At 73.2% G+C, this 24,006-nt stretch carries 22 protein-coding genes and 1 riboswitch; of the genes, 9 read left to right on the top strand and 13 right to left on the bottom strand.

What is annotated here, in order from left to right; all coding sequences use genetic code 11:
* Window positions 1-62: 62 nt before the first annotated feature.
* The 4 genes from AB0J08_RS33465 to AB0J08_RS33480 form a co-directional block, all read right to left on the bottom strand.
* Window positions 63-623 carry a hypothetical protein gene (locus AB0J08_RS33465; protein ID WP_360641637.1) on the bottom strand — a complete coding sequence of 187 codons (561 nt, stop codon included), beginning with the start codon at window positions 621-623 and terminating at the stop codon, window positions 63-65.
* Between the two features lie 110 nt (window positions 624-733).
* Window positions 734-1,882, bottom strand: a complete 1,149-nt coding sequence (locus AB0J08_RS33470; protein ID WP_360641638.1) for a hypothetical protein — start codon at window positions 1,880-1,882, stop codon at window positions 734-736.
* 165 nt (window positions 1,883-2,047) lie between these two features.
* Window positions 2,048-2,719, bottom strand: a complete 672-nt coding sequence (locus AB0J08_RS33475; protein WP_360641639.1) for a DUF5995 family protein — start codon at window positions 2,717-2,719, stop codon at window positions 2,048-2,050.
* A gap of 317 nt (window positions 2,720-3,036) precedes the next feature.
* Entirely contained in the window at window positions 3,037-4,128 is a 1,092-nt protein-coding gene (locus tag AB0J08_RS33480) for a PP2C family protein-serine/threonine phosphatase (protein WP_360641640.1), read from the bottom strand.
* A 129-nt stretch (window positions 4,129-4,257) separates the two neighbouring features.
* Between AB0J08_RS33480 and AB0J08_RS33485 the strand changes: the two genes are divergently transcribed.
* Complete coding sequence (locus tag AB0J08_RS33485) at window positions 4,258-5,277, top strand: pseudouridine synthase (protein WP_360641641.1); 1,020 nt, start codon at window positions 4,258-4,260, stop codon at window positions 5,275-5,277.
* Between the two features lie 16 nt (window positions 5,278-5,293).
* On the opposite strand, the gene AB0J08_RS33490 is transcribed toward AB0J08_RS33485, so the two are convergent.
* Window positions 5,294-5,512: a hypothetical protein gene (locus tag AB0J08_RS33490; protein WP_360641642.1), complete on the bottom strand. Its 219-nt coding sequence runs from the start codon at window positions 5,510-5,512 to the stop codon at window positions 5,294-5,296.
* A 377-nt stretch (window positions 5,513-5,889) separates the two neighbouring features.
* Here AB0J08_RS33490 and AB0J08_RS33495 point away from each other — a divergent pair, with 377 nt between their 5' ends.
* Both AB0J08_RS33495 and AB0J08_RS33500 read left to right on the top strand, forming a co-directional pair.
* Complete coding sequence (locus AB0J08_RS33495) at window positions 5,890-6,639, top strand: SDR family oxidoreductase (RefSeq protein ID WP_360641643.1); 750 nt, start codon at window positions 5,890-5,892, stop codon at window positions 6,637-6,639.
* Window positions 6,639-7,703: an S-adenosylmethionine:tRNA ribosyltransferase-isomerase gene (locus tag AB0J08_RS33500; protein ID WP_360641644.1), complete on the top strand. Its 1,065-nt coding sequence runs from the start codon at window positions 6,639-6,641 to the stop codon at window positions 7,701-7,703. Before AB0J08_RS33495 ends, AB0J08_RS33500 begins: the two co-directional genes overlap by 1 nt.
* 44 nt (window positions 7,704-7,747) lie before the next feature.
* On the opposite strand, the gene AB0J08_RS33505 is transcribed toward AB0J08_RS33500, so the two are convergent.
* The 5 genes from AB0J08_RS33505 to AB0J08_RS33525 all read right to left on the bottom strand — a co-directional run bounded on the left by AB0J08_RS33505 (window position 7,748) and on the right by AB0J08_RS33525 (window position 15,871).
* Entirely contained in the window at window positions 7,748-8,164 is a 417-nt protein-coding gene (locus tag AB0J08_RS33505) for a nuclear transport factor 2 family protein (protein WP_360641645.1), read from the bottom strand.
* Between the two features lie 180 nt (window positions 8,165-8,344).
* On the bottom strand, window positions 8,345-12,061 hold the full coding sequence (locus tag AB0J08_RS33510; protein ID WP_360641646.1) for a SpoIIE family protein phosphatase: 3,717 nt from the start codon (window positions 12,059-12,061) through the stop codon (window positions 8,345-8,347).
* Window positions 12,062-12,235: 174 nt separating this feature from the next.
* Window positions 12,236-13,420: a thiolase family protein gene (locus AB0J08_RS33515; RefSeq protein ID WP_360641647.1), complete on the bottom strand. Its 1,185-nt coding sequence runs from the start codon at window positions 13,418-13,420 to the stop codon at window positions 12,236-12,238.
* A gap of 131 nt (window positions 13,421-13,551) precedes the next feature.
* On the bottom strand, window positions 13,552-14,658 hold the full coding sequence (locus AB0J08_RS33520) for a serine hydrolase domain-containing protein (RefSeq protein ID WP_360641648.1): 1,107 nt from the start codon (window positions 14,656-14,658) through the stop codon (window positions 13,552-13,554).
* A 157-nt stretch (window positions 14,659-14,815) separates the two neighbouring features.
* The gene (locus tag AB0J08_RS33525) at window positions 14,816-15,871 is read right to left on the bottom strand and encodes a glycoside hydrolase family 19 protein (protein ID WP_360641670.1); all 1,056 of its coding nucleotides are present in this window, start codon (window positions 15,869-15,871) and stop codon (window positions 14,816-14,818) included.
* Between the two features lie 334 nt (window positions 15,872-16,205).
* Between AB0J08_RS33525 and AB0J08_RS33530 the strand changes: the two genes are divergently transcribed.
* Entirely contained in the window at window positions 16,206-16,979 is a 774-nt protein-coding gene (locus AB0J08_RS33530) for a GntR family transcriptional regulator (protein WP_360641649.1), read from the top strand.
* Window positions 16,980-17,238: 259 nt separating this feature from the next.
* On the top strand, window positions 17,239-18,732 hold the full coding sequence (locus AB0J08_RS33535) for an alkaline phosphatase family protein (protein WP_360641650.1): 1,494 nt from the start codon (window positions 17,239-17,241) through the stop codon (window positions 18,730-18,732).
* Between the two features lie 26 nt (window positions 18,733-18,758).
* Here AB0J08_RS33535 and AB0J08_RS33540 read toward each other — a convergent pair whose 3' ends face one another.
* Together AB0J08_RS33540 and AB0J08_RS33545 are read right to left on the bottom strand one after the other, a co-directional pair.
* Window positions 18,759-19,181 (bottom strand): HIT family protein, encoded by a 423-nt coding sequence (locus tag AB0J08_RS33540; protein ID WP_360641651.1) that lies wholly within the window; start codon window positions 19,179-19,181, stop codon window positions 18,759-18,761.
* A gap of 262 nt (window positions 19,182-19,443) precedes the next feature.
* On the bottom strand, window positions 19,444-20,139 hold the full coding sequence (locus AB0J08_RS33545) for an MSMEG_1061 family FMN-dependent PPOX-type flavoprotein (RefSeq protein WP_360641652.1): 696 nt from the start codon (window positions 20,137-20,139) through the stop codon (window positions 19,444-19,446).
* A gap of 128 nt (window positions 20,140-20,267) precedes the next feature.
* Between AB0J08_RS33545 and AB0J08_RS33550 the strand changes: the two genes are divergently transcribed.
* Window positions 20,268-20,573: an antibiotic biosynthesis monooxygenase family protein gene (locus tag AB0J08_RS33550; protein ID WP_360641653.1), complete on the top strand. Its 306-nt coding sequence runs from the start codon at window positions 20,268-20,270 to the stop codon at window positions 20,571-20,573.
* A gap of 55 nt (window positions 20,574-20,628) precedes the next feature.
* Here the strand turns inward: AB0J08_RS33550 and AB0J08_RS33555 are convergent, their stop codons facing one another.
* Complete coding sequence (locus AB0J08_RS33555; protein WP_360641654.1) at window positions 20,629-20,877, bottom strand: SCO4226 family nickel-binding protein; 249 nt, start codon at window positions 20,875-20,877, stop codon at window positions 20,629-20,631.
* A 238-nt stretch (window positions 20,878-21,115) separates the two neighbouring features.
* Window positions 21,116-21,243, top strand: a riboswitch (FMN riboswitch).
* A 191-nt stretch (window positions 21,244-21,434) separates the two neighbouring features.
* Here AB0J08_RS33555 and AB0J08_RS33560 point away from each other — a divergent pair.
* The 3 genes from AB0J08_RS33560 to AB0J08_RS33570 are packed head-to-tail and all read left to right on the top strand — an operon-like array spanning window position 21,435 to window position 23,997.
* Window positions 21,435-22,097: a riboflavin synthase gene (locus AB0J08_RS33560; RefSeq protein WP_360641655.1), complete on the top strand. Its 663-nt coding sequence runs from the start codon at window positions 21,435-21,437 to the stop codon at window positions 22,095-22,097.
* Window positions 22,094-22,741, top strand: a complete 648-nt coding sequence (locus AB0J08_RS33565; protein WP_360641656.1) for a nicotinamide mononucleotide transporter family protein — start codon at window positions 22,094-22,096, stop codon at window positions 22,739-22,741. Before AB0J08_RS33560 ends, AB0J08_RS33565 begins: the two co-directional genes overlap by 4 nt.
* Entirely contained in the window at window positions 22,738-23,997 is a 1,260-nt protein-coding gene (locus tag AB0J08_RS33570; RefSeq protein ID WP_360641657.1) for a bifunctional 3,4-dihydroxy-2-butanone-4-phosphate synthase/GTP cyclohydrolase II, read from the top strand. Before AB0J08_RS33565 ends, AB0J08_RS33570 begins: the two co-directional genes overlap by 4 nt.
* The last annotated feature ends 9 nt before the right edge of the window (window positions 23,998-24,006 follow it).

Below are 24,006 nucleotides of genomic sequence, written 5' to 3' on the forward strand. Positions count from 1 at the left end.
CCAGGCTCGACCGGCACACCGCCGATCACCAGGAAGAATCCTCCGTCGCCCTGGCAACGTGATCAACCCCCGAAGGACTTCCGGAGCCAACCACTTAGTTCGCCACTCTCGTAGGCCTGGAGCAGGGCCAAGGCCCCTTCGCCAATGCAAAACATGTCGGCCATGTCTCGGTTGCGAGTGGAGCACGAAATCACGACGTGCCAGATGAATGGTGCTTGATGGTAAGGGTCCAGTTCTGCCCTAACAAACGCTGCCCTATTGCGCCGGAGGTAAGGATGGAGGATTGACCCGAGAGAGTCTGCAACGCCTTGCTCGTCATAGTCGTAGTGATCGGTAGCGAAGTTCAGTGTGACGAGCAGCTGGCCGTCTGCGTAGGTGAAGTCAATAGCCTCGACAAGGGAGTAATCTTCGTCAACCCGATCGTCCTGGGTGATATTCACCCGGACCTCATCGCCATCCATGACTCGACTTAGAGCCGCTTTAAGCTCCGGCGGTCGCATCCCCTTCAGGTCGTCGACGTGAAGCATAAAGACGTCGCCGTCGTAGCCTGTGCGCTCGGTGCCGCTGGCCAGAATGAGACGGTGGTCCTTCCTGTTGAATACCACAGACTTTGGCGCGCTCACTCAGCGGTCTCCTTCCGGGTCGTATCGCCGCAGCATCGCAGCCTGGATGGTTAGCCGACCATCGGATTGATGGCCAACGGCCCGGGGGCCGATTTGGCCCCGCTTGATACCTACGACTGCGCAGCAACGATCCGGTTCGTCAGGTTGATAGTCGCGACGTACCAGTAGAAGATCCACTCCAGGTACAGTGAGGAGTCGTACGCCTTCTGCTGCTTGGCGTCCTGGTGGCGGATGCCGAACTGGTTGGCGATCTGGAACAGTGCCCCCTCGTCCTTGCTGAGCAGTTGCTCCTTGACGAGCCCCCGCCGACGCTCCAGGACGCCAGCCAGCGCGATGACGGCTTGCCGTCGGTCCATCTCGCTTGCGCCGCGTGCCCTGAACTGGGTCAGGGCGTGCTCCAGCTCCATGTCGTCAGCGTCGTGCACGTTCTCGGCTGCGCGGACTGCCGTGACGAGATCTTCCACGGCGCTAGGCGCGATCGTCTCCAGGCGGCCGTTCTCCGCCAGGGTCAGGCCGAGGACGCTTTGGGACAGAACCTGGTTCACACGCAAGCGGTAGATTTGCGCGCCGCGCTCGGCGGAGAACCGCTCGTAGTGCCATCCGCAGCCGGCGTAGTCGTGGTACCGGCGGCGAAGTGGCCGACGAACGTGATCGGCCAAGTACTCGATGACATCACACAGATCATCAAGGGTGTAACCCTCAGAATGGTCGGGCACTGGCCACAGATCCCCACGGCCGAGTTCGCGGTGCATTTCCTCGGCGGGGTCCGGTCCGAGCTCTCCGTCGTAATCGCCGTCCACACAGGCGTCGCCAAACGCCCAAGCGAAGTAGCCGCCGTCGATCATTTTGCCGATCGTCCAAGCGAAGCGTCTTGAAGTCGCAGCCAAGTCGGTCGAGGGTGACGCCTTCGGGCCCGTGCGCCGCTCTGACCAGTACGGCAGGCGTGGCGCCGGAACTGGCAGGACGTTGAGCGCCTCGTAGAGGCCTCTCATCCAGTCTTTGCGTGAGGCTGTCGGAGTCTCATCCCATGGGTCGGTGCCCCAGCCGCTCCGGCGCTCTGGAAGGGCGCGAAATTCGTCCACCGGTTCGGTCGACGTGAACGCCTCGATCAGGAGCAGCTCGCACTCGTCGGACCAGTTCGTGACGTGGTGATGAGGCCCGTCGCTCGTTTCAATGAGGCGCTCAAGCTCGGCCTTGATGATCCAATGCGGCCAGGAGACCTCGAAGCTGCGCGAGCGGAAGCGGGAGTCAATCGTCACGGCCCAAGTCTTGCAGAGCATCCCAACTGGTTCACCCAGGTTTCGAGTTGGAAGGCTCGCAGGCCGGCCATACGGGCACCGCCGCACGTTCCGTGGCGCTGATCGACACACCCGTTGCCGTGTCCTACGCTGAAGTACAGGCGGCCGAGGTGGGCGCCACCATCGTCATTCACAGGTCCCTTTCGGAACAGTCGCCCAGGCCGCGTCCCGGGCGGCGTCGACCGACCAGGCGCCCAGCAGGTGCGTCAGCGGCTCGGCCCGCTCCAGGAGGTCCGGTCCGGGCATCAGCTGCTCCCGGACGACCGTCTCCACCCCGGCCAGCAGGCCGTTGATCCGGTGGTAGTCCTCGGCGAGGCGCTCCGGCCCGCAGCCGAGCCGGTGGCAGGTGTCGACCACGGCGAGCGGCAGGTCGTGCTGGATGTGGGCGTTCATCCCGGCCAGGGCGAACTGCACCGGGTGCACGCCCCGGTGCGCGCGCAGCTCGAAGAGCGGCCGCCAGCAGGCCGGCGCCGGCCGCCCGGCCGCCGCGGCGTCCACGGCCTGCAGATAGCGCCCGGCGAACACCACGTCCAGCTCGGCCATCGCGGCCGGGTCGGCGAAGTACGGGCGGCCGGGGCGTGGCGGTGTGTGGTGTGGCGGTGTCCGGCGGGTCGGGTCCGCGCGCGGTCGGGCGAGCCGGCGGCGCACCGCGTCCGTCACGGTGAGGTACATCCGGTTGAACACCGCCACGCCGTCGTCCGGGGGCAGCCCGGCGCCGATCTCCCGCAGCCGGGCGATCACCCCGTCGACGGTGACCACGCCGTCGGCCGTTGTCGAGGTCGTGGCAGTACCGGGCATGCGTCACCCTCCGATGTCGATCGTGCACTGATCGCATCATCGTGACAGCGGCCCGGGTGAACGGTCGGGCGCCGCGCGGAGACCGGCCCGGCGCGCCCCCGGCAGGGTCGGCCCGGCTGGTACCGCAGGACGTAGGTGTGCCGGCGCTCGTCGTCCGTCGACGGCTCGAACGTGCCGGTGCTCGCCGCCGGCTCACCGGCCCCGGTGCCCGCCACCACCCGGCCGGCGAGCCGCCCCTCGACGACGCTGCTCGGCCGGCATCCCGCCGGTCGCGTCCACGGCCCGGCACGGGCCGCCGACAGTGGCGCCCGGGGTGGTCAGGATTCCCAGCGCAGAGCGAGCAGCGCCGCGTCGTCGGTCGGCCCGGCGCCGCCGAGCCAGTCGCCGACATCGGTGATCAGCGCGTCCAGCACGGCCCCGGGGCTCGCCGCGGGCAGCCCGGCGAGCCGCTGCGCCAGCGGGTAGAACCGGTCCGCGGCGTCGCGCGCCTCCGAGACGCCGTCGGTGTAGAGCAGCAGCAGGTCTCCCGGGAGCGGGTCGAAGCCGCCCGCCCGGTAGTGCCCGCCGATCAGCCCGAGCAGGCCCAGCGGAGGGGCGTGCTGCGGCGGCGCCAGCTCGGTCACCCGCCCCGCGCGGCGCAGCAGCGGGTGCGGGTGACCGCAGTTGACGAAGCCCGCCCGCCCGCCGGAGCGCTCCACGTCGAGCAGGAAAGCGGTCACGAAGCGCTCGTTGGCCGGGCGGCCAGCCAGGGCGGCGTCCAGCCGCTCCGCCACCCGGATGAGGTCCGGCTCGGTCCGGGCCGCCTCCCGGAACACCCCCAGGACGTCCGCGGCCGTCTCCACCGCGGGGAGCCCGTGCCCCTGCACGTCCCCCAGCAGGATCCGGATCCCGTGCGGGGTGTCCACCACCTCGTAGAGGTCCCCGCCGATCCGCGCCTCGGCCGCCGCCGCGGCGTACCGCACGGCCACCCGCAGCGGCCCGAGCCGCTCCGGCGGCGGACGCAGCAGCGCCCGCTGCGCCGCCTCGGCCACCGTCCGCACCTGGGTCAGCTCGCGCTCCCGGGCCGACACCAGGACGACGTTGGCGGCGCTGGCCAGGGTGGCGGCGAGGACGGTGATCAGCGCGGTGAGATGGACGGAGGTGGGCACGCCGCTGTTGCTGAACTCCAGCAGCACCACGGCGGCGGTGGCGACCGCCCCGGCGAACACGGGCACCCGGGCCGAGCGGCTGGTCGCCCCCGCCAGTATCGGCGCCACCGCGAGGACGGGGGACAGCGTCGTCCCCGGCCCGGTGAGCAGGTCGGCCACCACGGCCACGACCAGCAGGACGAACGCGCAGCAGAGCAGCCTCCGCGTCCGTCGGGGCAGGCGCAACGGCGGCAGCGGGTCCTGCGGGCCGTCGGCGGTCACCGTTCACCTCCCTCCGGTGGGCGGGCGGCGGTGCCTCACTGTCCACTCTCCACCGGCCCGGCGGCCCCCGGCACCTCGGGCGTCCGGCGGCTCCGGCCCCGGGGCGGCCCCGGTTAGGCTGGCCGCGAGATGAGACGCAAGCGCAAGGCACCGACCGCACCCCTGCCGCAACGCCGGGGGGTGGACCCGGTGCACCTGCGGCTGCCGGCCGAGGGGCCGTGGCCGACCGTGCGCGCCTACCTGGCCGAGCGGCTGCCGACCGTCGACCCGGAGCGGATCGACGCGCTGCTGCGCGGGCGCGAGATCGTCGGGGTGGACGGCCCGATCGGGCCGGACGAGCCGTTCCGCCCCGCCGGGCACCTCTGGCTCTACCGCGACCTGCCCGACGAGGTCCCCGTCCCGTTCGCGCTGGAGGTGCTGCACCGGGACGACCACCTGGTGGTCGTCGACAAGCCGCACTTCCTGGCCACCACCCCACGCGGCCGGCACGTCGTCGAGACGGCGCTCTCCCGGCTGCGCCACGGGCTCGGCCTGCCCGCGCTCAGCCCGGCGCACCGGCTGGACCGGCTGACGGCGGGCCTGGCGATGTTCGTGGTGCGGCCCGAGGACCGGGGCGCCTACCAGACGCTCTTCCGCGACCGGCTGGTGCGCAAGGAGTACCAGGCCGTGGCGGCCTACGACCCGGCGCTCGCGCTGCCCCGCACGGTGCGCAGTCACATCGTCAAGGAGCGCGGCGTGATCGCGGCGCAGGAGCTGGACGCCCCGCCGAACAGCGAGAGCCGGATCGACCTGGTCGAGCACCGCGACGGGCTGGGCCGCTACCGGCTGCGGCCGCTCAGCGGGCGCACCCATCAGCTGCGGCTGCACATGAGCGGTCTCGGGGTGCCGATCCTGGGGGATCCGGTGTATCCGGTGGTGCTGCCGGAGCCGGCGCCGGACGACTTTCGCCGGCCGCTGCAACTGCTCGCCTCCGTGGTCGAGTTCACCGACCCGCTGAGCGGTCTGCCGCGCCGCTTCGAGACCCGCCGGACCCTGGCCGCCTGGGCGGAGCCGCAGTCCTGGGCAGCTCCCGGCCGGCTCGGCCCGCCCGGCCCGGACCAGGCACCGGGGCTCGGTCCGGGAGGTAGCTGTGGAAGGGAGCCGGCCTGACGGCCGCCGGCCTCCCCTAGCCGACGGCCTGGTACTCGCCGTTCTCGGCGCGGAAGATGTGCTGGGCCTTGCAGAGCAACTGAAGGTCGCGGCGCACGGTGCGCGGGTCCGGGCGGGGCAGGTAGGTCTCGCGGGCTCGCCGCCAGTCCCAGGTGCCGCCGTCCTCCCGCATGATGTCCAGGAGTCGCTGCCGACGTTCGATTGCCGAGGCGGGCGGGGTTTGGTCGTCGCTCATGGGTTCATTCTCCCGCATCGCGGTGGGCCGAACCGACCGGGGTCCGGGGGCGTGTCGACTCGACGTCCTGCCGGGGCCCGTCAGCTGCGTCGCCGGTCGGAGGAAGCCGGCGCGAATGTGCCGAGTGAGGCTGTCGAGGATCTCGCGCAGCCATGGGTTGCGGACGGCTGGCAGCCGAACCAGGGTGTGGCAGAAAGCTCCTGGGCAGCTCCGGTCCGCTCGTGCAGCCCGGCCCGGACCAGGCGCCCCACCCCGGCCCGAACCCCGGCCCGGAGCGCGGACCCGGTCTCGGTCCGGCGGTCTAGGCCGAACGGACGACCGGCGCCCCGGCCTGGCGGCCGATCCGGGACCGGGCCCGCCGGAGCGATCGTGGTGCCATGAACGCACCGCAGAACACCGCAGGATCCGCCGCCCCCGTCGCCCTGGTCACCGGTGCCTCGCGCGGCCTCGGCCGGGCGCTCGCCCGGGGGCTCGCCGCCGGCGGCTGGCAGCTCGTGATCACCGCCCGCAACGCGGCCGAACTCTCCGCCGCCGAGGCCGAACTGGCCGCCACCACCACCGTGGTCGCGCTGGCCGGCTCGGTCGTCGACGACGACCACCGCGCCCGCCTCGCCGAGGCCGCCGCAGGGCTCGGCGGAGCACACCTCCTGGTCAACAACGCCGGCACGCTCAGCGGCTCCGACACGACCGACGTCCCGCTGCCCCGGCTCGCCGACGTCCCGCTGCCCGATCTGCTGGAGACCTTCGAGGTCAACGCCCTGGCGCCGATCGCGCTCACCCAGCTCGTACTGCCCCAGCTGCGCAGGCACGCCGGGGCGGTCCTGAACATCAGCTCGGACGCGGCCGTCGAGGCCTACCCCGGGTGGGGCGGTTACGGCGCCAGCAAGGCGGCGCTGGACCAGGCCTCCGCCGTCCTGGCCCGCGAGGAGGAGGCGGTGCGGGTCTGGGCGGTCGATCCGGGCACCATGCGCACCCGGATGTACCAGGACGCCTGCCCGGGCGAGGACATCTCCGACGAGCCGCTCCCCGAGACCGTGGTGCCCGCCCTGCTCGCCCTGGTGAGCGGCAGCCGGGCCTCCGGCCGCTACCGCGCCTCCCACCTGCCGGCCGTCGCCCGGGGCGAGTGATGACGGCGTCGGCGGACCCGTGGATCGACGTCACGGTCCCGCCCGAACTCTCCGCCCGCGCCCCGGCGGAGGCACGCGGCACCGCCCGGGACAGTGTGCGGATGCTGGTCGGCCGCCGGCGCGGCGCGACCGTCGAGCACCGCCGCTTCACCGACCTGCCCACGCTGCTGCGCCCCGGGGACGTCCTGGTGGTCAACAACTCGGCCACCCTGCCCGCGGCGCTCGCCGGCCGGCTGCCCGACGGCAGCCCCGTCGCGCTGCACCTCTCCTCAGCCCGGCCGGACCGGCGCGGTGCCTTCCTGGTCGAGCTGCGCCGCACGGTACCCGGCACGGCCGCCGCCTGCTACCCGCCGGACGAGTCCCCGGCCCGCCCGGGGCTGCGGGTGGCGCTGCCGGGCGGCGCCGCGGCCGAACTGGTCGAGGCGTTCACGCCCCGGCTCTGGCACGCCCGGCTCGCCCTGCCCGAGCCGCTGACCGGCTACCTGGGCCGTCACGGCAAGGCGATCCGGTACGGGTACGTGGACCGCGACTGGCCGATCGAGGCTTATCAGACGGTCTTCGCCACCGTCCCCGGCAGCAGTGAGATGCCCAGCGCCGCACGGCCGTTCACCGCCGAGATGGTGGCCCGGCTGGCCGGGCGCGGCGTGCTGGTCGCGCCGATCACGCTGCACACCGGAGTCGCTTCGCCGGAGGCGCACGAGGCGCCGTACGCCGAGTGGTTCCGGGTGCCGGCCGCCACCGCCCGGCTGGTCGGACACGTCCGGGCCGGCGGCGGGCGGGTGATCGCGGTGGGCACCACCGCCGTCCGGGCCCTGGAGTCGGCGGCCGGCCCGGACGGCAGCGTCCGGGAGGCGCAGGGCTGGACCGAGGTGGTGGTCACGCCCGAGCGCGGGGTGCGCGCGGTGGACGGTCTGCTCACCGGCTGGCACGAACCCCGGGCCTCCCACCTGCTGATGCTCGCCGCCGTCGCCGGCCGGCCGCTGCTCGAACGCTGCTACGCGGCGGCGGTCCACGATCGCTACCTGTGGCACGAGTTCGGCGACGTCAACCTGCTGCTCGCCTAGTTTTCACACTCCCAGCGCCGTCACCGGCGGCCGCCGACCGGTCGTCAGTCGGCCGCCGGTGCGAACAGCGTGCGCGCCGCGTGCTGGGTGTCGAGGTACTCGCGGACGGCGGTGATCAGGCCGTTCTCGACGGTGAAGATGCCCAGGCACCGGTTGTCGTAGGCGGCGCCGTTCGCCGCCGTCCCCCGCGCGGTCCACTCGGCGACCACCTGCGGGCCGTCGGCGAGCAGACCGGTCAGCGTCACCTCCAGCACGGCGCCGGGTGCGAAGAGGGTACCCACCGAGCCGAGGAAGTCCTCGACGATGGCGGTCCGGCCGCGCCAGACCCGGGACAGCGGCAGGTCGCCCGGGTACGACCAGGTGGCGTCCTCGGCGAACGAGGACGCCGCGGTGGGCAGATCGCCGGTGGCGACGGCGGTGACGTAGCGCTCCACGACGGCGCGCGGGTCGAGCTGGTTCACGGGAGCTCCTCGGGTCCGGTCCGGGACGGCCACCCGGGCCCGCTGCCCGGGTGCGCCGTCCGGCGTCATGCGGGACCAAGCCAAGCCCCCGGTCGCCGGGACGGGCCAACAACCGTGCGGGAAAGGCGACAAACACCGGTTGTCGTGCCAGGTCGGAGGGGTTTCCCCGGGGGCCCGGGCTTACGGCGGCGTGCTGCCCGGCGGCAGCTCCAGCTCGAACCAGACCACCTTGCCCTCCCGGGTGCGGCGGGTGCCCCAGCGGTGCGCGAGTTCGTTGACCAGGTGCATGCCGCGCCCGCCCTCGTCCTCCTCCCGGGCGCGGCGGATCCGGGGCGACTCGCTGTCCCGGTCGGTGACCTCCACCGTGAGCAGCCGGTTGTGGAACAGTCGCAGCTGGACGGGGGAACCGGCGTGCACGAGTGCGTTGGTGATCAGCTCGCTGGTGAGCAGCTCGGCCCAGTCGGCGAGCGGGCCGAGGCCCCAGCCGGTCAGCGTCTCCCGGGTGAAGCGGCGCGAGTGCGCGACCATCGCGTGGTCCTCGCCGAGCGGGAGGGTGGCGATCCGGTCGGTGCCGGTCGGTAGGGCCTGCGCCAGGATGATCGCGATGTCGTCCTCACTGGTGCGGCCGGTGAGTTCGGCGAGCACCGCGTCGCAGGTCTGCTCCAGCGAGCGGTGCCGGTCGGAGACGGTCCGGCAGAGCAGCTCCAGGCCCTCGTCGATGTCCCGCCCCCGGCGCTCGACCAGGCCGTCCGTGTAGAGCGCCAGGATGCCGTCCTCGGGGAGGGTGAACTCGACGCTCTGGAAGGGAACTCCGCCGACGCCGAGCGGCGCGCCCGCGGGCAGTTCGATCAGCCGGGCCCGGCCCTCGGCGTCGGCCACCACCGGCGGCAGGTGGCCGGCGCAGGCGGCGACGCAGCGCCGGTCCACCGGGTCGTAGACCACGCAGACACAGGTGGCGAACTGGCCCTCGCCGATCTCCGAGGTGGCCTCGTCGAGCCGGTGCATCACCCGCTCCGGGTCGAGGTCGAGGGTGATCAACGTCCGTGCCACGGTGCGGAGCTGGCCCATGGTGGCGGCGGCGCGGATGCCGTGGCCCATCACGTCGCCGACGACCAGGGCGACCCGGCCGGAGGAGAGCGGGACGATGTCGAACCAGTCGCCGCCGACCTCGCTCACCACGCTGCTGGGCAGGTAGCGGTAGGCGATCTCCAGGCCGATCGTGCGGTGGATCTCCTGCGGCAGCAGGCTGCGCTGCAGGGTGAGCGCGGTGTCCCGTTCGCGGCGGTAGAGCCGGGCGTTGTCCATCGCGAGCGCCGTCCGCGCGGCCAGTTCCTCGGCCAGCGCCCGGTCAGCCGGTCCGTACGGCACCGGGTTGCGGGTCCGGAGGAACTCCGCGCCGCCCAGCACCATGCCGCGCGCCAGCAGCGGCACCATCAGGTAGGAGTGCACCCCGGCGTCGAGGCCCGGCTGCACCCGGTCCGGCGAGGCCACGATCCGGCGCAGCGCCGCCTCGTCCACCTCCGAGACCAGGATCGAGCGGCCGGTGCGCAGGCTCTCCGCGTACACCTGCGCGGACTGCGAGGTGGCGCCCACCTGGTCCGCCGCGGCGGCCATGGTGCCGTCCGCGCCGGCCTCGCCGACGGCGACCGCCCGCATCAGGACGGAGCCGTCGTCCGGCACCGGGCTCGGGTCCTCGCCGCCGAGCACCGCGTCACGCAGGTCGACGGTGACGAAGTCGGCGAAGCGCGGGATCACGACCTCCACCAACTCCTCGGCGGTGCGGTGCAGATCGAGCGTGGTGCCGATCCGGGTGCTCGCCTCGTTGAGCAGCGAGAGCCGCTGCTGGGCCGCCCACGCCTCGTCCAGCGCGCGCTGGCGGGCGGCGGCCGCGTCGCGCTCCCGGGTGAACAGCAGCGCGTTGTCGATCGAGACGGCCGCCCGCACCACCAACTCACCGGCCAGCGTCAGGTCGTCGTCCTCGTACGGGCGCTCGACCCCCGTCCGGTAGAACGCGGCGATACCGACCGGCGAGCCGCGGGCGATCAGCGGCACCACCATGAACGAGCGGACGTTCTGATTCTTCGCGGCCGCGGTGCGGACGGGGTCGTCGGCGAACCAGGCCATGCCCTGCTCGTCCATCCGCGGCACCAGCACCGGCTTGCGGTGGTTGAGGCTCCACGCGTACGGCGAGCCGGGCGGGAACCGCTGCACCCCGCCGGTGCGGTCGAGCGGCTCCAGCGTCGAGCCGTGCGCCGAGTGGAACGCCATCCGGCGCAGCACGGCGGAGCCGTCCGCCAGGGTGCGCACCTCGCGCTCGCCGCGCACCAGGTCGTCCAGCACCTCCACCACCACGGCGTCGGCCAGCCGGGGCGTCGCGACCTCGGCCAGCTCCTGGGCGGTCTGGGCGAGGTCGAGGGTGGTGCCGATCCGCGCCGAGGCGACGTTGACCAGCGCCAGCCGCTCCTGCGCGGCCTTCGCCTCGCGCAGTGCCTGCTGGCGGGCGAGGACGGTCTGGTGCTGGCGCAGGTAGAGCCGGGCGTTGTCGATGGCGACGGCCGCCCGAGAGGCCAGCTCGTCACCAAGAGTTATGTCCGCCTCGGCGAAGGACTCGCGCTCGCCGCGCCGCGAGTACACCACCATGCCGAGCGTGGTGCCCCGTGCCACCAGGGGGGTGATCCGCACCGAGCGCGGGCGGTCGCCGAGGTAGGCCTGGCGGCGGCTCTCGGTGATCGCCGCACTCAGCAGCGGCAGCTCCCAGGACGGCACCACCACCGTCCGCCCGGTCGCCAGGGCCCGCCCGTACGGCGAGTCCGGCGCCAGCTCGTGCACCGCGTCCACCGGCAGCGCCTCGGCGGGGTAGAGCGGGTCGGTGGTGGCGAGTGCCAGCCGGCGCACCAGGTGGGGCGCGGTCGGGTCGAGCGGCTCCACGGTGCGTCCGGCGACCAGCGCCTCCAGCGCGAACACCCCGCTGATGTCGGCGACCCTGGGCACCATCGCGTCGGCCAGCTCGCGGGCGGTCTGCCGCAGGTCCAGGGTGGTGCCGATGGACGCGGTGGCGTCGACGAGCAGCGCCAGCCGCTCCTGCGCGCGGGCGGCGCGGGCGTCCGCGCGGAACCGCTCGGTGATGTCGACGACCGTCGAGCTGACCCCGAGGACCTCCCCGCCCGGGTCCTCCAGCCGGAAGTAGGAGGCCGACCAGGCGTGGTCGTGCTCCGGGTCGGCGGGGGTGCGGCCGTGGGAGCGGGTGTCCACGACGGGCTCGCCGCTCTCCAGCACCCGCCGCATCACCGCCTCGCTCTCGGCGCCGTTGATGCCGGGCAGCAGCTCGGTCAGGCGGTGGCCCAGGTGCGCCTCGGCGGGCAGGCCGTTGACCCGGGCCAGTGCGTCGTTCAGCCGGGCGAAGGCCAGCCGGGTGTCGTACACGGCCATGCCGACGGGGGACTGTGTGAAGAACCCGTTCAGGACGGCGAGGTCGGCCTGGATCCGGCGCAGCGTCGTCACGTCGGACGCGACGGCCAGGACCAGCGGGCTGCCGCCGGGGCCGGCGATCGGGTGGGTGCGGAACTCCAGGTTGACGTAGTGGCCGTCCCGGTGTTTCACCGGGAAGACCCCCGACCAGCCGCGGCCGTCCACGATCCCCTGGAAGAGCTCCAGCACCTCGGGCCGCTGGTCGTCGGTGGCCAGCAACTGTGCGGCCAGGGAGCCGATCGCCTCCTCGGCGCTGTAGCCGAGCAGGGCCTCGGCGTCGTTGCTCCAGTGCAGGATCCGCCCGTTCGCCTCGATCAGGGCGGTCGCGATCGGGACCATCAGCAGGGCGTCCTGACGCGGCTCCGCGGTACCCGGCTGCCCCGGGCGCGGCGCCTCGGGCCCGCCGGTATCACGCTGCTCGTTCACCATGGCCAGAGAACCGCCCGGAGATCGTTTCTGCCAGCCCTGCCATCTTCCCACGCGGTGGCGCGGCCCCGCGCGTTCCGCCAGCCCGCCCCGCCTCGCCCGCCCGGCGCGGGACGTCGGCCGCGGTCCGACGTCCTGCGCGCGGTTGCCCGGGCGGTGGGGCCGGCGGCCGGCCGGTCAGTCCAGTGCCTCCAGCACGGTGGCGTTGGCCAGGCCGCCCGCCTCGCACATGGTCTGCAGTGCGTAGCGCGCGCCGCGCCGGTGCATCGCGTGCACCAGCGTGGTCATCAGCCGGGTGCCGCTCGCGCCGAGCGGGTGGCCGAGCGCGATCGCGCCGCCGTTGACGTTCACCTTCGCCGGGTCGGCGCCGGTCTCCTGCAGCCAGGCCAGCACCACGGAGGCGAACGCCTCGTTCACCTCGAACAGGTCGATGTCCGCCAGGGAGAGCCCGGACCGCCGCAGGACCTTCTCGGTGGCGGGGAGCACGCCGGTGAGCATCAGTAGCGGGTCCGAGCCGGTCACCGCGAAGGAGTGCAGCCGGGCCAGCGGACGCAGGCCCAGCCGGGCGGCCGTCTCGCTGCTGGTGATCAGCACCGCTGAGGCGCCGTCGTTGATCGGGCTGCTGTTGCCGGCCGTCACCGACCAGTCGATCTGCGGGTACCGCTCGGCCATGGCCGGGTCGGCGAAGGAGGGCCGGAGCCCGGCCAGCGCCTCGGCGGTGCTGCCCGGACGCACCGACTCGTCCGTCGCGACGATCCCGGCGGGCGTCGAGACCGGGGCCAGCTCCGCCTCGAACCAGCCCGCGGCGTGGGCGTGCGCGGCCTTGGCGTGTGATTCCAGGGCGAAGGCGTCCATCGCCTCGCGCGAGACGGACCACTTGGCGGCGATCAGCTCGGCGCTGACGCCCTGCGGGATCAGCCCGCCGGGGTAGCGGGCGGCGATCGAGGCGCTGAACGGGTCCGCCCCCGGCGGCACGTTGGACCACATCGGTACCCGGCTCATCGACTCGATGCCGCACGCCACCACCAGGTCGTACGCGCCCGCGATCACGCCCTGGGCGGCGAAGTGGACGGCCTGCTGGGAGGAGCCGCACTGCCGGTCGACGGTGGTCGCCGGGACGGACTCCGGCAGGCCGGCCGCGAGCCAGGCGTAACGCGTGGTGTTCATGGCCTGCTCGCCGACCTGGTCGACGCAGCCGCCGATCACGTCGTCGACCAGGGCCGGGTCGATCCCGCTGCGCCCGACCAGGGTCCGGAGGGTGTGCGCGAGCAGTTCCACCGGGTGGACGCCGGAGAGCGCGCCTCCCGGTTTGCCCTTGCCGATGGGGGTGCGGACGGCTTCGACGATTACGGCGTCACGCATGACGGCCGCCTTCCTCTGAGGGGCCCCGGGCGGCCGGCCCGGAGCAGGATGGTAGTTGGATTCTCAAACCCACTATAGGGGAGTGAGTTTGAGAATCCAACTATCGCGCCCTCGCTCGAACCGGTCCGCGGTCACTCCCTCCCGTCGGCGGCACGGCGCCGCTGTTCGGCGGCCGGTGCCGGATAGCTGTTCTGCAGGGTGCGCAGCAGGGCGATGCCTCCCGGGTCGACCGATCGGCGGGTGTTGGCCAGGACGATGACGCCCACCTGCTTCTCGGGGTCGAAGGCGACGAGGGAGCGGAAGCCCCCGGTCTCGCCGTTGTGCCAGATCTGCAGGTGGCCGCCCTGACGCGGGTGCAACCGGTGGCCCAGCCAGCCGAGGTGCACCCAGGCGAAGGGATTGACCTTGTGCTCCACCTGTCGGGTGAGGGCGATCGCGGGCGCCAGGGGCGAGTCGCCGCCCGTGCCGGAGGCCAGTTGGGCCCGCAGCAGCACCGCCAGGTCGGCGGCGGTCGAGCGGAGCCCGCCGGCGCCGGCGAGGTCGGCCAACTGCCACCCGGGCACCGGGCGGCGCCCGGGTGTGTGCCCCCGGGCGAGCCGGGCGGCCCGCTCCCCGTCGACGCCGATCACCGTGTCGGCGAGCCCGAGCGGTTCGCAGATCTCCCGGGTCACCAGCTCCTCGTACCCGGTGCCGGCCCGGTGGGCGAGGGCCAGGCCGAGCAGCCCGGCGCCGAGGTTGGAGTAGCGGAAGCCGCGCCCCGGCACCGCCCGCAGTCTGGTCCGGGCGAGCCCGGCGAGCAGCATCTCGCCGGTGCAGTCGCGGTACGGGTCCGGCTTGTTCGGGTGGAGCAGGGCCGGCAGCAGCATCCCGGCGGGCAGCCGGGGCAGGCCGGAGGTGTGGGTGGCGAGGTGGCGGAGCGCGATCGGCGTGCCGTTCCGCGCCGGGACGCGCGCGCCGGGCGGCAGCGCGCCCGCCAGGACGTCGGCCAGCGGCTCGTCGAGCCCGGCCGAGCCGGCGAGCACCAGTCGCGCCAGTGCGAGCGAGGTGAACACCTTGGTCACCGAACCGATTTCGAACAGCGTCCGCGGACCGGGGGCTTCGCCGGCCGGGCCGGCGGTGGTGCTCCCGGCGCCGCGGATCTCCACCGCGCCGCCGGCCAGGGCGGTGACCACCACGCCGACCTGCTGGGCCGCGAGTCGGTCGGCGGTCTGTTGGACAAGGCTGCCAAGGTCGTTCATGGTTTCGAGCGTAGGGGCCCCGTCGGTGCCCGGTCGTCCGCCGTGACGATGATTCCGGCCCCCGCCGGTCCTCCGGCAGGCGTATGCCCCGCTGCTCCCCGTGGTGTGCCGGGGGAGCGGCGGGGCGTACCGGGGTGGTGTCACCCCTGGTGCGGCGTCAGCAGCCCAGGTTCGAGCCGGGGACGGTGCCGAGGATCTGGGTGAAGGACTGGTAGGCGTTGATCCGGCTCTGCACCTGCGCGGGGTTGCCGCCGTTGCACTCCAGCGAGCCGTTGATGCTGCGGATCGTCTCGCCGAAGCCGTACCCGTTGACGATGGCGTTGTGCGGGGTCATGGTGCCCGGGCCGGTCTGGGTGTTCCAGTACCAGAGCGCGGTCTTCCAGGCCACCGCCGGGTCGGTCTGCACCAGGCCGGGGTTGTGCAGCAGGTCGATGCCCAGGGCGTCGCCGGCGGCCTTGTAGTTGAAGTTCCAGCTCAGCTGGATCGGGCCGCGCCCGTAGTACGCGGCCTGCCCGGCCGGGCACCCGTACGGCTGTGATCCGTCGCAGTAGTGCGGGTAGTTGGCGGTGTTCTGTTCGACCACGTGGACCAGGCCGCCGGTCTCGTGGTTCACGTTGGCGAGGAAGGCCGCGGCCTCCTGCTTGCGGACGGTGTCGCTGCCGGTGTTGGCGAACCCGGGGTAGGCGCCGAGCGCGTCGAGCAGGCCCTGGTAGGTGTAGAAGGAGTTCCGGTTCGGGAACATCTGGTTGAACTGCGCCTGGCTGACCGGGAATCCGCCGGGGTTCGGGGTCGTGGTCGGCGTGGGGGTCGGCGTCGTCGGGCCGCAGGTGTACGGCTCCCAGTACCAGGTGCTGATCACCGGGTCGTAGCCCGGGTTGTCGTGGGTGGCCCGGTAGAGCCCGCCGTTGGTGTAGTGGACGATCGCGCCGGTGGTGTAGGCGCGTCCGGCGACCCAGTCCGGGTAGGCGCAGCCGCCGGGGGTGGGCGTGGGGTCGGTCTGGCCGCCGCAGGCGCCCTGGTCGGCCCAGACGCCGGTGCCGGCGGTGCTCGGGGTCTCGTTCTGGGTCCACCACTTGGCGGACCAGTTGTGCCCGCCGTAGGAGACGGCGGCGCCGCCGGTGTACGCGGTGGACGCGTTCCAGGGCGTGGCGCAGGCTGCCGCGTTGGCCGCCGCGGCGGGCAGCAGCAGGATGACGGCCAGGGCCGTGACCATCGCGGAGAGCAGTGCGAGCAGGCGTTTCGTTGACACTTGATCACCCCTTGTGCGGTGGGGGCCGCACGGTCGTGGAGGGAGGTGGGTCGTGGCAGGGAGCCTCGCCCCGCGGCGCGGCGGCGTGTCGTGGGGGACGGGCCGACGGGTGCCGGCCGACCGGGGTGCGGGCGGACCGGGGTGCCTGCGGGCCGACCGGGGTACGGGCCGGTGCGGGCCGTGCGGGGCTGACCTCAGACTCAAGCGGAATGGTCTATACCTGTCAAGAGGGTGACGGCGCGCCGGGGCGAATTCGGCCGGAACCGGACGGTGCCGCGGAGTCTGCGAGGATGGCGGGATGGAAGAGACCTCCGGGCCGGCCGCCCCGCCCGGCCCCGGCGCGCCGATCAGGTCGGGCATCCCCGAACACGGCCGGGTGCCCAAGTACTACGCGGTCAAGGGTCAGTTGGAGGAGCTGCTCGACGAACTCGGCGAAGGCGGCGTGCTGCCGACCGAGCGAGACCTCGCGGCCCGCTTCGAGGTGGCCCGGGAGACCCTCCGGCAGGCCCTGCGCGACCTGCTGATCCAGGGGCGGGTCCGCCGTCGCGGGCGCAGCACCGTGGTCGCCGGGCCCAAGCTGGAGCAGCCGCTCTCGCTGGCCAGCTACACCGAGGGCGTCCGCCGTCAGGGCAGGGTCCCCGGCCGCAACCTGATCGGGCTGGAGCAGTTCGCCGCGGATCCGCTGCTCGCCGGGCAGTTGGCCATCGCGGTGGGGGAGCGGGTCTGGCACCTGGAGCGGGTGCTGCTCGCGGACGGCGAGCGGGTCGGCCTGGAGAGCACCTACCTGGCGGTGGCCCGGGTACCCGCGCTGGACCGGGAGTTCGACCCCGGAGCGTCCTTCTACGCCTTCCTCCGGGAGAAGGCCGGCATCGAGTTCGGTGCCGCCGACGAGCGGATCGAGACGGTGCTCGCGTCCCCGCGCGAGGCCCTGCTGGTCGGGACCCCACCGGCGCTGCCGATGCTGCTGCTCCACCGGCTGACCAGGGACACGGCCGGCGTTCCGCTGGAGCGGGTGCGCTCGCTCTACCGGGGTGACCGGTTCAGCTTCACGACCCGGCTGGAAGCCGACTGAACGCCGCTGGTCGCCGCCTGGCCGGATGCGTGTCCGCCCGGGGCGGAGCCCTCCCGGAACCGCACCGGATTCTCTGCCGCACGCTGTCCCGCAGTGTCGTGCGACCACCCCTCCTAGATCACTGAATGGTAACGGGTCTGGACCGAGTTCCCGTGCTGTTCACGCCCCGGGACGAAACCCCGGCGGCCGCCGTCCACCCGCCGCTCCGAGTCTTGTCGCTGCCCCACTCCGCTTCGTGACGGATCATCAGGAGTACGACGTGACCGCAGGAATGCCCCGCCGCAGCCTGTTCCTCGGTGCCGCCGCCGCACTCGCGGCCGGCCTGCCGACCCTCGCCGCCCGCCCCGCCTCGGCCGCCACCACCGCCGGCCGCACGCCGAAGGTCCTGGTCATCGGCCTCGACGGCGCCATGCTCAACCGGATCAAGGACGCCGGCGCCGCCAACCTCAACGCCCTGATGGCCGGCGGCCTCACCGCCGCCAGTAGCCTCTACGCCGCCCCGATGGCCGACACCTCCTCCGGCCCCGGCTGGTCCACCATCGCCACCAGGGTCTGGCCCGACAAGCACAACGTCCGGAACAACGACTTCACCGCCCCCGCCTTCGCCGCCTACCCCGACTTCCTCACCCGGATCGAGACGGCCGCCCCCGCGCTCGCCACCTACGTCGTCGCCTCCTGGGCGCCGATCGCCAACACCGTCTACTCCGGCCGGGTCGACGCCCGGGTGGCCACCCCGGACGCCGAGTACGACACCGGCACCACCTCCCGTGCCGTCGCCGAGCTGCGAGACGGCAACCCGGACGCGGTCTTCGTCCAGCTCGACAACGTCGACCACGCCGGCCACGCGAGCGGCGCCGCCAGCCAGGCCTACCTGGACGCCATCCGCGGTGTGGACGTCCAGGTCGGCCAGCTCGTCGCCGCCGTCCGGGGTCGCTACGGGCAGGAGGACTGGCTGATCATGGTCACCGCCGACCACGGCCATACCGACACGGGTGGCCACGGCGGTTCCACGTGGAGTGAGCGGCAGACCTTCGTGATCGCCAACGGCGGTGGTTTCCCGGCGGGTTCGGTCCGCCACGACGTCCGCATGGTCGACATCGCGCCCACCGCCATCGCCCACCTCGGCATCGCGATCGACCCGGCCTGGAACCTCGACGGCAGCCCGATCGGCAGCCTCGTCCCGGACGCCTTCGGCGCGCTGCGCCCGCGGCTCTCCGGCCCGGTGGACGAGACCGGCATCGCCGCCGGTACGGTCGGCTTCACCCACACCCCGCCGAGCGGCTGGTCGATCGACAACTCCGCGATGGGCACCGGCGGCGTCACCGAGTGGCGCGGCTGGGCCTTCACCACCGACGAGTTCTGGACGAAGACCCAGCGCGACCAGTACCGCGAGCTGAACGTCCGCTCGCGCAACGTCTTCGCGGTCGCCGACTCCGACGAATGGGCCGACAAGACCTTCAAGGGCAGCTACGACTCCACCCTGGTCAGCCCCGAGTACCCGGTGGCGGGCCTGGGCACCGTCCCGGTCTCCTTCACCACCTACTACCAGCAGGAGGGCGCCCAGACCGCCCAGGTGCTGGCCGTCTGGGACGGCGGCACGCCCGTCGCCGTCAGGAGCTACAGCGCCGAGACCAACGGCCGGCAGCTGCTCACCCTGGCCGTGCCGCCCGGCGCGAGCCGGCTGCGCCTGCGCTTCCGCTACACCGGCAGCAACAACTGGTACTGGGTGCTGGACGACGTCCGCGTCGGCTGACGGCCGGGGCCCCGCCCGCCGAGGGCCTACCGGCCGGGCGCGGCGAGGGCGGCCCGCAGCCGGTCGGCGACGGCCGCCGCGCCCGCCTCGTCCGGGTACCTCCCGCGCGGCCAGAAGAAGCCGCGCAACCCGTCCTTCGGGTTGCGCGGCACGACGTGGACGTGCAGGTGCGGCACCGACTGACTGATCCGGTTGTTCGCCGCGACGAAGCTGCCGGCCGCCCCGAGCCCGCGCTCCACGGCGGCGGCCACCCGTTGCACCCGCAGGAAGAACGGGCCCACCTCCGTCGCCGGCAGGTCCGCCAGTGTGCGGTGGTGGGCGCGCGGCACGACCAGGACATGGCCGGGGAAGAGTGGCCGGCGGTCCAGGAAGGCCACTGCCGCCTCGTCGTCCAGGATCAGGTGGGCCGGCTCCTCGCCCGCCACCACCGCACAGAAGACGCAGTCCATCCGTTCATTCAAGCCACCACCCGCCGGCCCGGCACCCCCACGGCCTCGGCGCGGCGGCACTTCACCCGTCCGGCCGTCGACGGGGTGCGGGCGCGCGGACGCGCGGACGCGCGGGCACACGGTGCGGGAGGGGCGCGCCGCGCGTCCCGTCGAGGAGCCGGCCCACGGCGTTCCCGGCCCGGCCGCGCCGCCCGGCCGCGCCACACCGGCAGGCCCGCCGACGAACACGGGCCGGCCCGCCCACCCGCACGGGCAGGCCCGCCTACTCGTACCGGTAGAGCAGCGCCTCCCGCTCGGTCTGTTCGATCATCTCGATGGTCAGGTCGGGATCCCGCAGGTGGGAGAGGGTGATCTCGGCCGAGCTGGGCTGCTCGTCCGTACCGAGCCAGTTCCCCGGCTTCCACGCCGAGCTGCGCAGGAACGCCTTCGGGCAGTGCGCGTACACCTCCTCGACCGCCACCACGATCGCGCTGCGCGGCGGCTTGCCGACCGCCGTCAGCTGCTCCAGCAGTCGCGGGTCGGTGGACACGCAGGCCCGTCCGTTGACCCGGAGCGTGGTGTCCCGGCCCGGCACCACGAAGATCAGCCCGACCTGGCCGGTCTCGACGATGTTGTGCAGGGTGTCCAGCCGCTTGTTCCCGGTGGCGTCCGGAAGTGCCAGCGTGTGCTCGTCCAGGACCGACACCAGCCCGGCCGGCCCGCCGCGCGGCGACACGTCGCACCGCCCGGCCGCGTCCGCGCTCGCCACGAAGACCAGCGAGGAGCAGGCGATCAGCTTCCGTGCCACCTCGTGGATGTGGTCGACCTGCTTGCGCCGCGCATGGTCGCCGGGTTGCTCGTAGATCTCCCGCAGCTCCGCCGCGGCGCGCACCGCGTCCGCACTGAGGGCCGCGAACAGGCTCGTCGGCGCGGTGGGCCCGCCGCTTGACGGAACGACGGTTTCCGGGGTGGTGGTCATACCCGGGAATCTAGCGAAGGCGTTCCGGGCAGCGACCGGGCGGCTCTCGTCACGACCCTCCCGAACCCTTCCGACCAGCGGTTTTGCGCTGATAATGGGGCCAGGGGCTTTCGCGGGAGGTGGTGGACGTGATCGTCAGGATCTGGGCCGGGCAGGTCGTGGCCGGGCGCGTCGAGGAGTTCTGCGCCGTGCTGACCACGCAGGTGATCCCCCAGCTCGGGCAGACGGACGGCTGCCTGGGCGGCGAACTGCTGCGCTCGGTGGCGGAGGACGGCCACCGGGTGCTGGTGCTGAGCCGGTGGCGCGACGAGGACGCCCTGCGCGGGTACGCGGGGCCGATGTGGCGGATCAGGCCGGTCTGGTCGGAGGGCGAGCTGCGCTACCTCGCCCACCCGCCCGAAGTCAGCCACTTCACGCTGGTGCCGGCTCTCTGAACTCCTGCCGAGCCCGCAGGGGCGGGTCCTGCGGGGCCCGCCGGGGCGGAGGGCGTCACACCACGAGCGGCACCGGGTGGATCTCGTCCGCCGGGTGGCCGGTGCGCTCGTGGATGCGCTGCACGGCCTCCTTCGACGGCGCCTCGGAGAGGCAGTAGACGGTGCCCGACTCGGGATCGGCCCAGGCCTGCTCGAAGTGCACGCCTTCCTCGCCCTCGACCGCCAGATCGGCCTGGTGGGCCATCCGCAGCTGCTCGCCGGTGATTCCGGTCATGCCGTGGTGGACGTCCATGAACTTGGCCATCGTCCTCGCACCTCCAGGAGTCCGGTCGGCCGGTGCCGGCCGCGTACCACCAGCCTGCGCCCGCCGCACCCCGGTTCGCCACCCGGGCGGCCCGGAGCCCGGGGCGGACCCACCGCGCGCGACGCCCGCCCGACGCCCGCGCATTCCCGCCCCGCGCGTGAAACAGACCACAGCCGAAGCCTCTCCCTCGGCCTAGGCGGGCCATGGCACAATGACGTCAGTAGTAGCAGTGACGTTCAGCGCACTCCGGGGTCGGTGAAAATCCGAACCGGCGGTTACAGTCCGCGACCCGTCCGCAGCCAGCGGCCGGTTGACCAGGTGAAATTCCTGGACCGACGGTTAAAGTCCGGATGGGAGGCGTGCGCGGCGGACGAAGAGCAGTACCCGTGGTCCCCCGGTGGACCTCGGGGAGGTGTGCGACGGGAGAGCTCTCTCCCGGCGTTCTGCGGCAGCCCGGCGACGGGTCCTGTCCGCCGGCCCGCGCACCGGTGCCCGTCCGTGTCCTCTCCCGTGCCACCACCCCGGAGTCCGCGCCCCTAAGCGCGAGGAGAACCCGGGTGTTCACCGGCATCATCGAAGAGCTCGGCGAGGTCGTGTCGATCGAGGAGATCGGCGACTCCTCGCGAATCCGCCTGCGCGGTCCGGTGGTCTGTCAGGACGCGCACCACGGCGACTCCATCGCGGTCAACGGCGTCTGCCTGACCGTCGTCGACAGCCCCGAGCAACTGGCCGCCGGTGTCGGTGAGTTCAGCGCCGATGTGATGGCCGAGACGCTCCACCGCTCCAGCCTGGGCGAGCTCGCGCCCGGCTCCCGGGTCAACCTGGAACGCGCGATGGCACTCGGCGCGCGCCTCGGCGGGCACCTGGTCCAGGGCCATGTCGACGCCACCGGCGCCCTGTTGGGCCGCGAGGCCGGCGAGCGCGACGCCGACGGCAACCTCCGCTGGGAGGTGCTGCGCTTCTCGCTGCCCGCCACCATCTCCCGCTACCTGGTGGAGAAGGGCTCCATCACCGTGGACGGCGTCAGCCTGACCGTGGTCGAGGCCGCCCGCGACAGCTTCACCGTCAGCCTCATCCCGGCCACCCTCGCGCTGACCACGCTCGGGACCAAGGCCGTCGGCGAGAGCGTCAACCTGGAGGTCGACGTCCTCGCCAAGTACGTGGAGCGGTTGCTCGACTCCCGCGCCCTGCCCTCGACGATCGCCGGAGAAGCCCAGTGAACTGGCTCAGCGCAGAAGCGTTCACCGTCTTCGGTGAGCACGTGAAGTGGGCCGACATGATCGGCAACCTGCTCGGCCTGTGCGGCCTCGCGCTCGGCTGGCGCCGCTCGGTGTGGAGCTGGCCGGTCCAGCTGCTCTCCGGCGCCGTGCTCATCACGGCCTACCTGAACGGCCATGTCCCCGGCCTGATCGGCAAGCAGCTGATCGTGGTCGCCACGGCCGCCTGGGGCTGGACGCAGTGGCGGCGCGGCCGGCGCGGGGCGGACGGGATCGTCGTCCGGTTCGCCAGCTGGCCCGAGCGGGCCGCCCTGGTGGCCGGGACCGCGCTCGGCACCGGGGCGCTGGCCTGGCTCTTCCTGGCCAACCCCAGCCTGTCGTGGAGCCCTTGGTCGGACGCCTACATCTTCGTCGGCACGCTGGCGGCGATGGTCGCCCAGGCCCGCGGCTGGCTGGAGTTCTGGTTCGCCTGGATCGCCGTCGACGTGGTCGGCGTCCCGCTCGCCTTCAACAGCGGCTACTCCTTCTCCGGCCTCACCTACTCGATCTACTTCGTCCTGGTACTGCTCGGCCTGCGTTCCTGGTGGCTGAGCACCCGTGAGCCGCGCGCCACGTCCGCCACCGTCCCGCAGGGAGCCACGGCATGACCGCCAACCAGACCGACGACCTCGACCTCGCGCTCGACCCCGTCGAGCGGGCCGTCGCCGACATCGCGCTCGGCCGCGCCGTGATCGTGGTCGACGACGAGGACCGCGAGAACGAGGGCGACATCGTCTTCGCCGCCTCCGCGGCCACCCCCGAGCTGATGGCCTTCACCATCCGCTACAGCTCCGGCGTGATCTGCGTCCCGATGACCGGGGCGGAGCTGGACCGGCTCAAGCTGCCCCCGATGACCCAGGTCAACGAGGACCGCAAGGGCACCGCCTACGCCGTCTCGGTCGACGCCCGCGACGGGGTCGACACCGGCATCTCGGCCGCCGACCGCGCCCGGACCGTCCGGCTGCTCTCCTCCGCCGGCACCGAGCCCGGCGACCTCACCCGCCCCGGGCACGTCTTCCCGCTGCGGGCCGTCGAGGGCGGCGTGCTCGTCCGCCCCGGCCACACCGAGGCCGCCGTCGACCTGGCCCGGCTGGCCGGGCTGGCACCGGCCGGCGCCATCGCCGAGGTGGTCAACGACGACGGCACCATGGCGCGGCTGCCCGAGCTGGTCGCGTTCGCCCGCGAGCACGGCCTGGCGATCATCTCCATCGAGGACCTGATCGCCTACCGCCGCCGTACCGAGCTCCACGTGGACCGGGCCGCCGTCACCGCGCTGCCCACCGCGTACGGGGAGTTCACCGCCGTCGGTTACCGCGGCACCATCGACGGGGTCGAGCACCTCGCCCTGGTCGCCGGCGGCCTGGACGCCGACGGCCGCCTGCCCGACGGCGAGGACGTGCTGGTGCGCGTCCACTCGGAGTGCCTCACCGGTGACGTGTTCGGCTCGCTGCGCTGCGACTGCGGCCCGCAGCTGGAGGCCTCCCTGCAGAGGGTGGCCGAAGCCGGCCGAGGCGTCGTCCTCTACCTGCGCGGTCACGAGGGCCGGGGCATCGGCCTCGCCCACAAGCTGCGTGCCTACGAGCTCCAGGAGCAGGGCCGCGACACCGTCGACGCCAACCTCGACCTCGGCCTGCCCGCCGACGCGCGCGACTACAGCATCGGCGCGCAGATGCTCGGGGACCTCGGCGTGCACTCGCTCACCCTGCTCACCAACAACCCGGACAAGCTCGCCGCGCTCACCGAGTACGGCCTCAAGGTCAAGGGCCGCGAGCCGGTGGAGACCCCGGCGGGCGAGCACAACCTGCGCTACCTGCGGACCAAGCGCGACCGGATGGGTCACGACCTGCCCGGCCTCGGCTCCTGAACGACCTCC

It is taken from the genome of Kitasatospora sp. NPDC050463, from assembly GCF_040655255.1.
Lineage (GTDB): Bacteria > Actinomycetota > Actinomycetes > Streptomycetales > Streptomycetaceae > Kitasatospora.

Coding starts and splice junctions, on each gene's coding strand:
- AB0J08_RS33475 (WP_360641639.1), bottom strand. CDS start 2,719: ATGCCCGGTACTGCCACGACCTCGACAACGGCCGACGGCGTGGTCACC.
- AB0J08_RS33485 (WP_360641641.1), top strand. CDS start 4,258: ATGAGACGCAAGCGCAAGGCACCGACCGCACCCCTGCCGCAACGCCGG.
- AB0J08_RS33490 (WP_360641642.1), bottom strand. CDS start 5,512: ATGAGCGACGACCAAACCCCGCCCGCCTCGGCAATCGAACGTCGGCAG.
- AB0J08_RS33495 (WP_360641643.1), top strand. CDS start 5,890: ATGAACGCACCGCAGAACACCGCAGGATCCGCCGCCCCCGTCGCCCTG.
- AB0J08_RS33500 (WP_360641644.1), top strand. CDS start 6,639: ATGACGGCGTCGGCGGACCCGTGGATCGACGTCACGGTCCCGCCCGAA.
- AB0J08_RS33510 (WP_360641646.1), bottom strand. CDS start 12,061: ATGGTGAACGAGCAGCGTGATACCGGCGGGCCCGAGGCGCCGCGCCCG.
- AB0J08_RS33515 (WP_360641647.1), bottom strand. CDS start 13,420: ATGCGTGACGCCGTAATCGTCGAAGCCGTCCGCACCCCCATCGGCAAG.
- AB0J08_RS33520 (WP_360641648.1), bottom strand. CDS start 14,658: ATGAACGACCTTGGCAGCCTTGTCCAACAGACCGCCGACCGACTCGCG.
- AB0J08_RS33525 (WP_360641670.1), bottom strand. CDS start 15,871: ATGGTCACGGCCCTGGCCGTCATCCTGCTGCTGCCCGCCGCGGCGGCC.
- AB0J08_RS33530 (WP_360641649.1), top strand. CDS start 16,206: ATGGAAGAGACCTCCGGGCCGGCCGCCCCGCCCGGCCCCGGCGCGCCG.
- AB0J08_RS33540 (WP_360641651.1), bottom strand. CDS start 19,181: ATGGACTGCGTCTTCTGTGCGGTGGTGGCGGGCGAGGAGCCGGCCCAC.
- AB0J08_RS33545 (WP_360641652.1), bottom strand. CDS start 20,139: ATGACCACCACCCCGGAAACCGTCGTTCCGTCAAGCGGCGGGCCCACC.
- AB0J08_RS33555 (WP_360641654.1), bottom strand. CDS start 20,877: ATGGCCAAGTTCATGGACGTCCACCACGGCATGACCGGAATCACCGGC.
- AB0J08_RS33570 (WP_360641657.1), top strand. CDS start 22,738: ATGACCGCCAACCAGACCGACGACCTCGACCTCGCGCTCGACCCCGTC.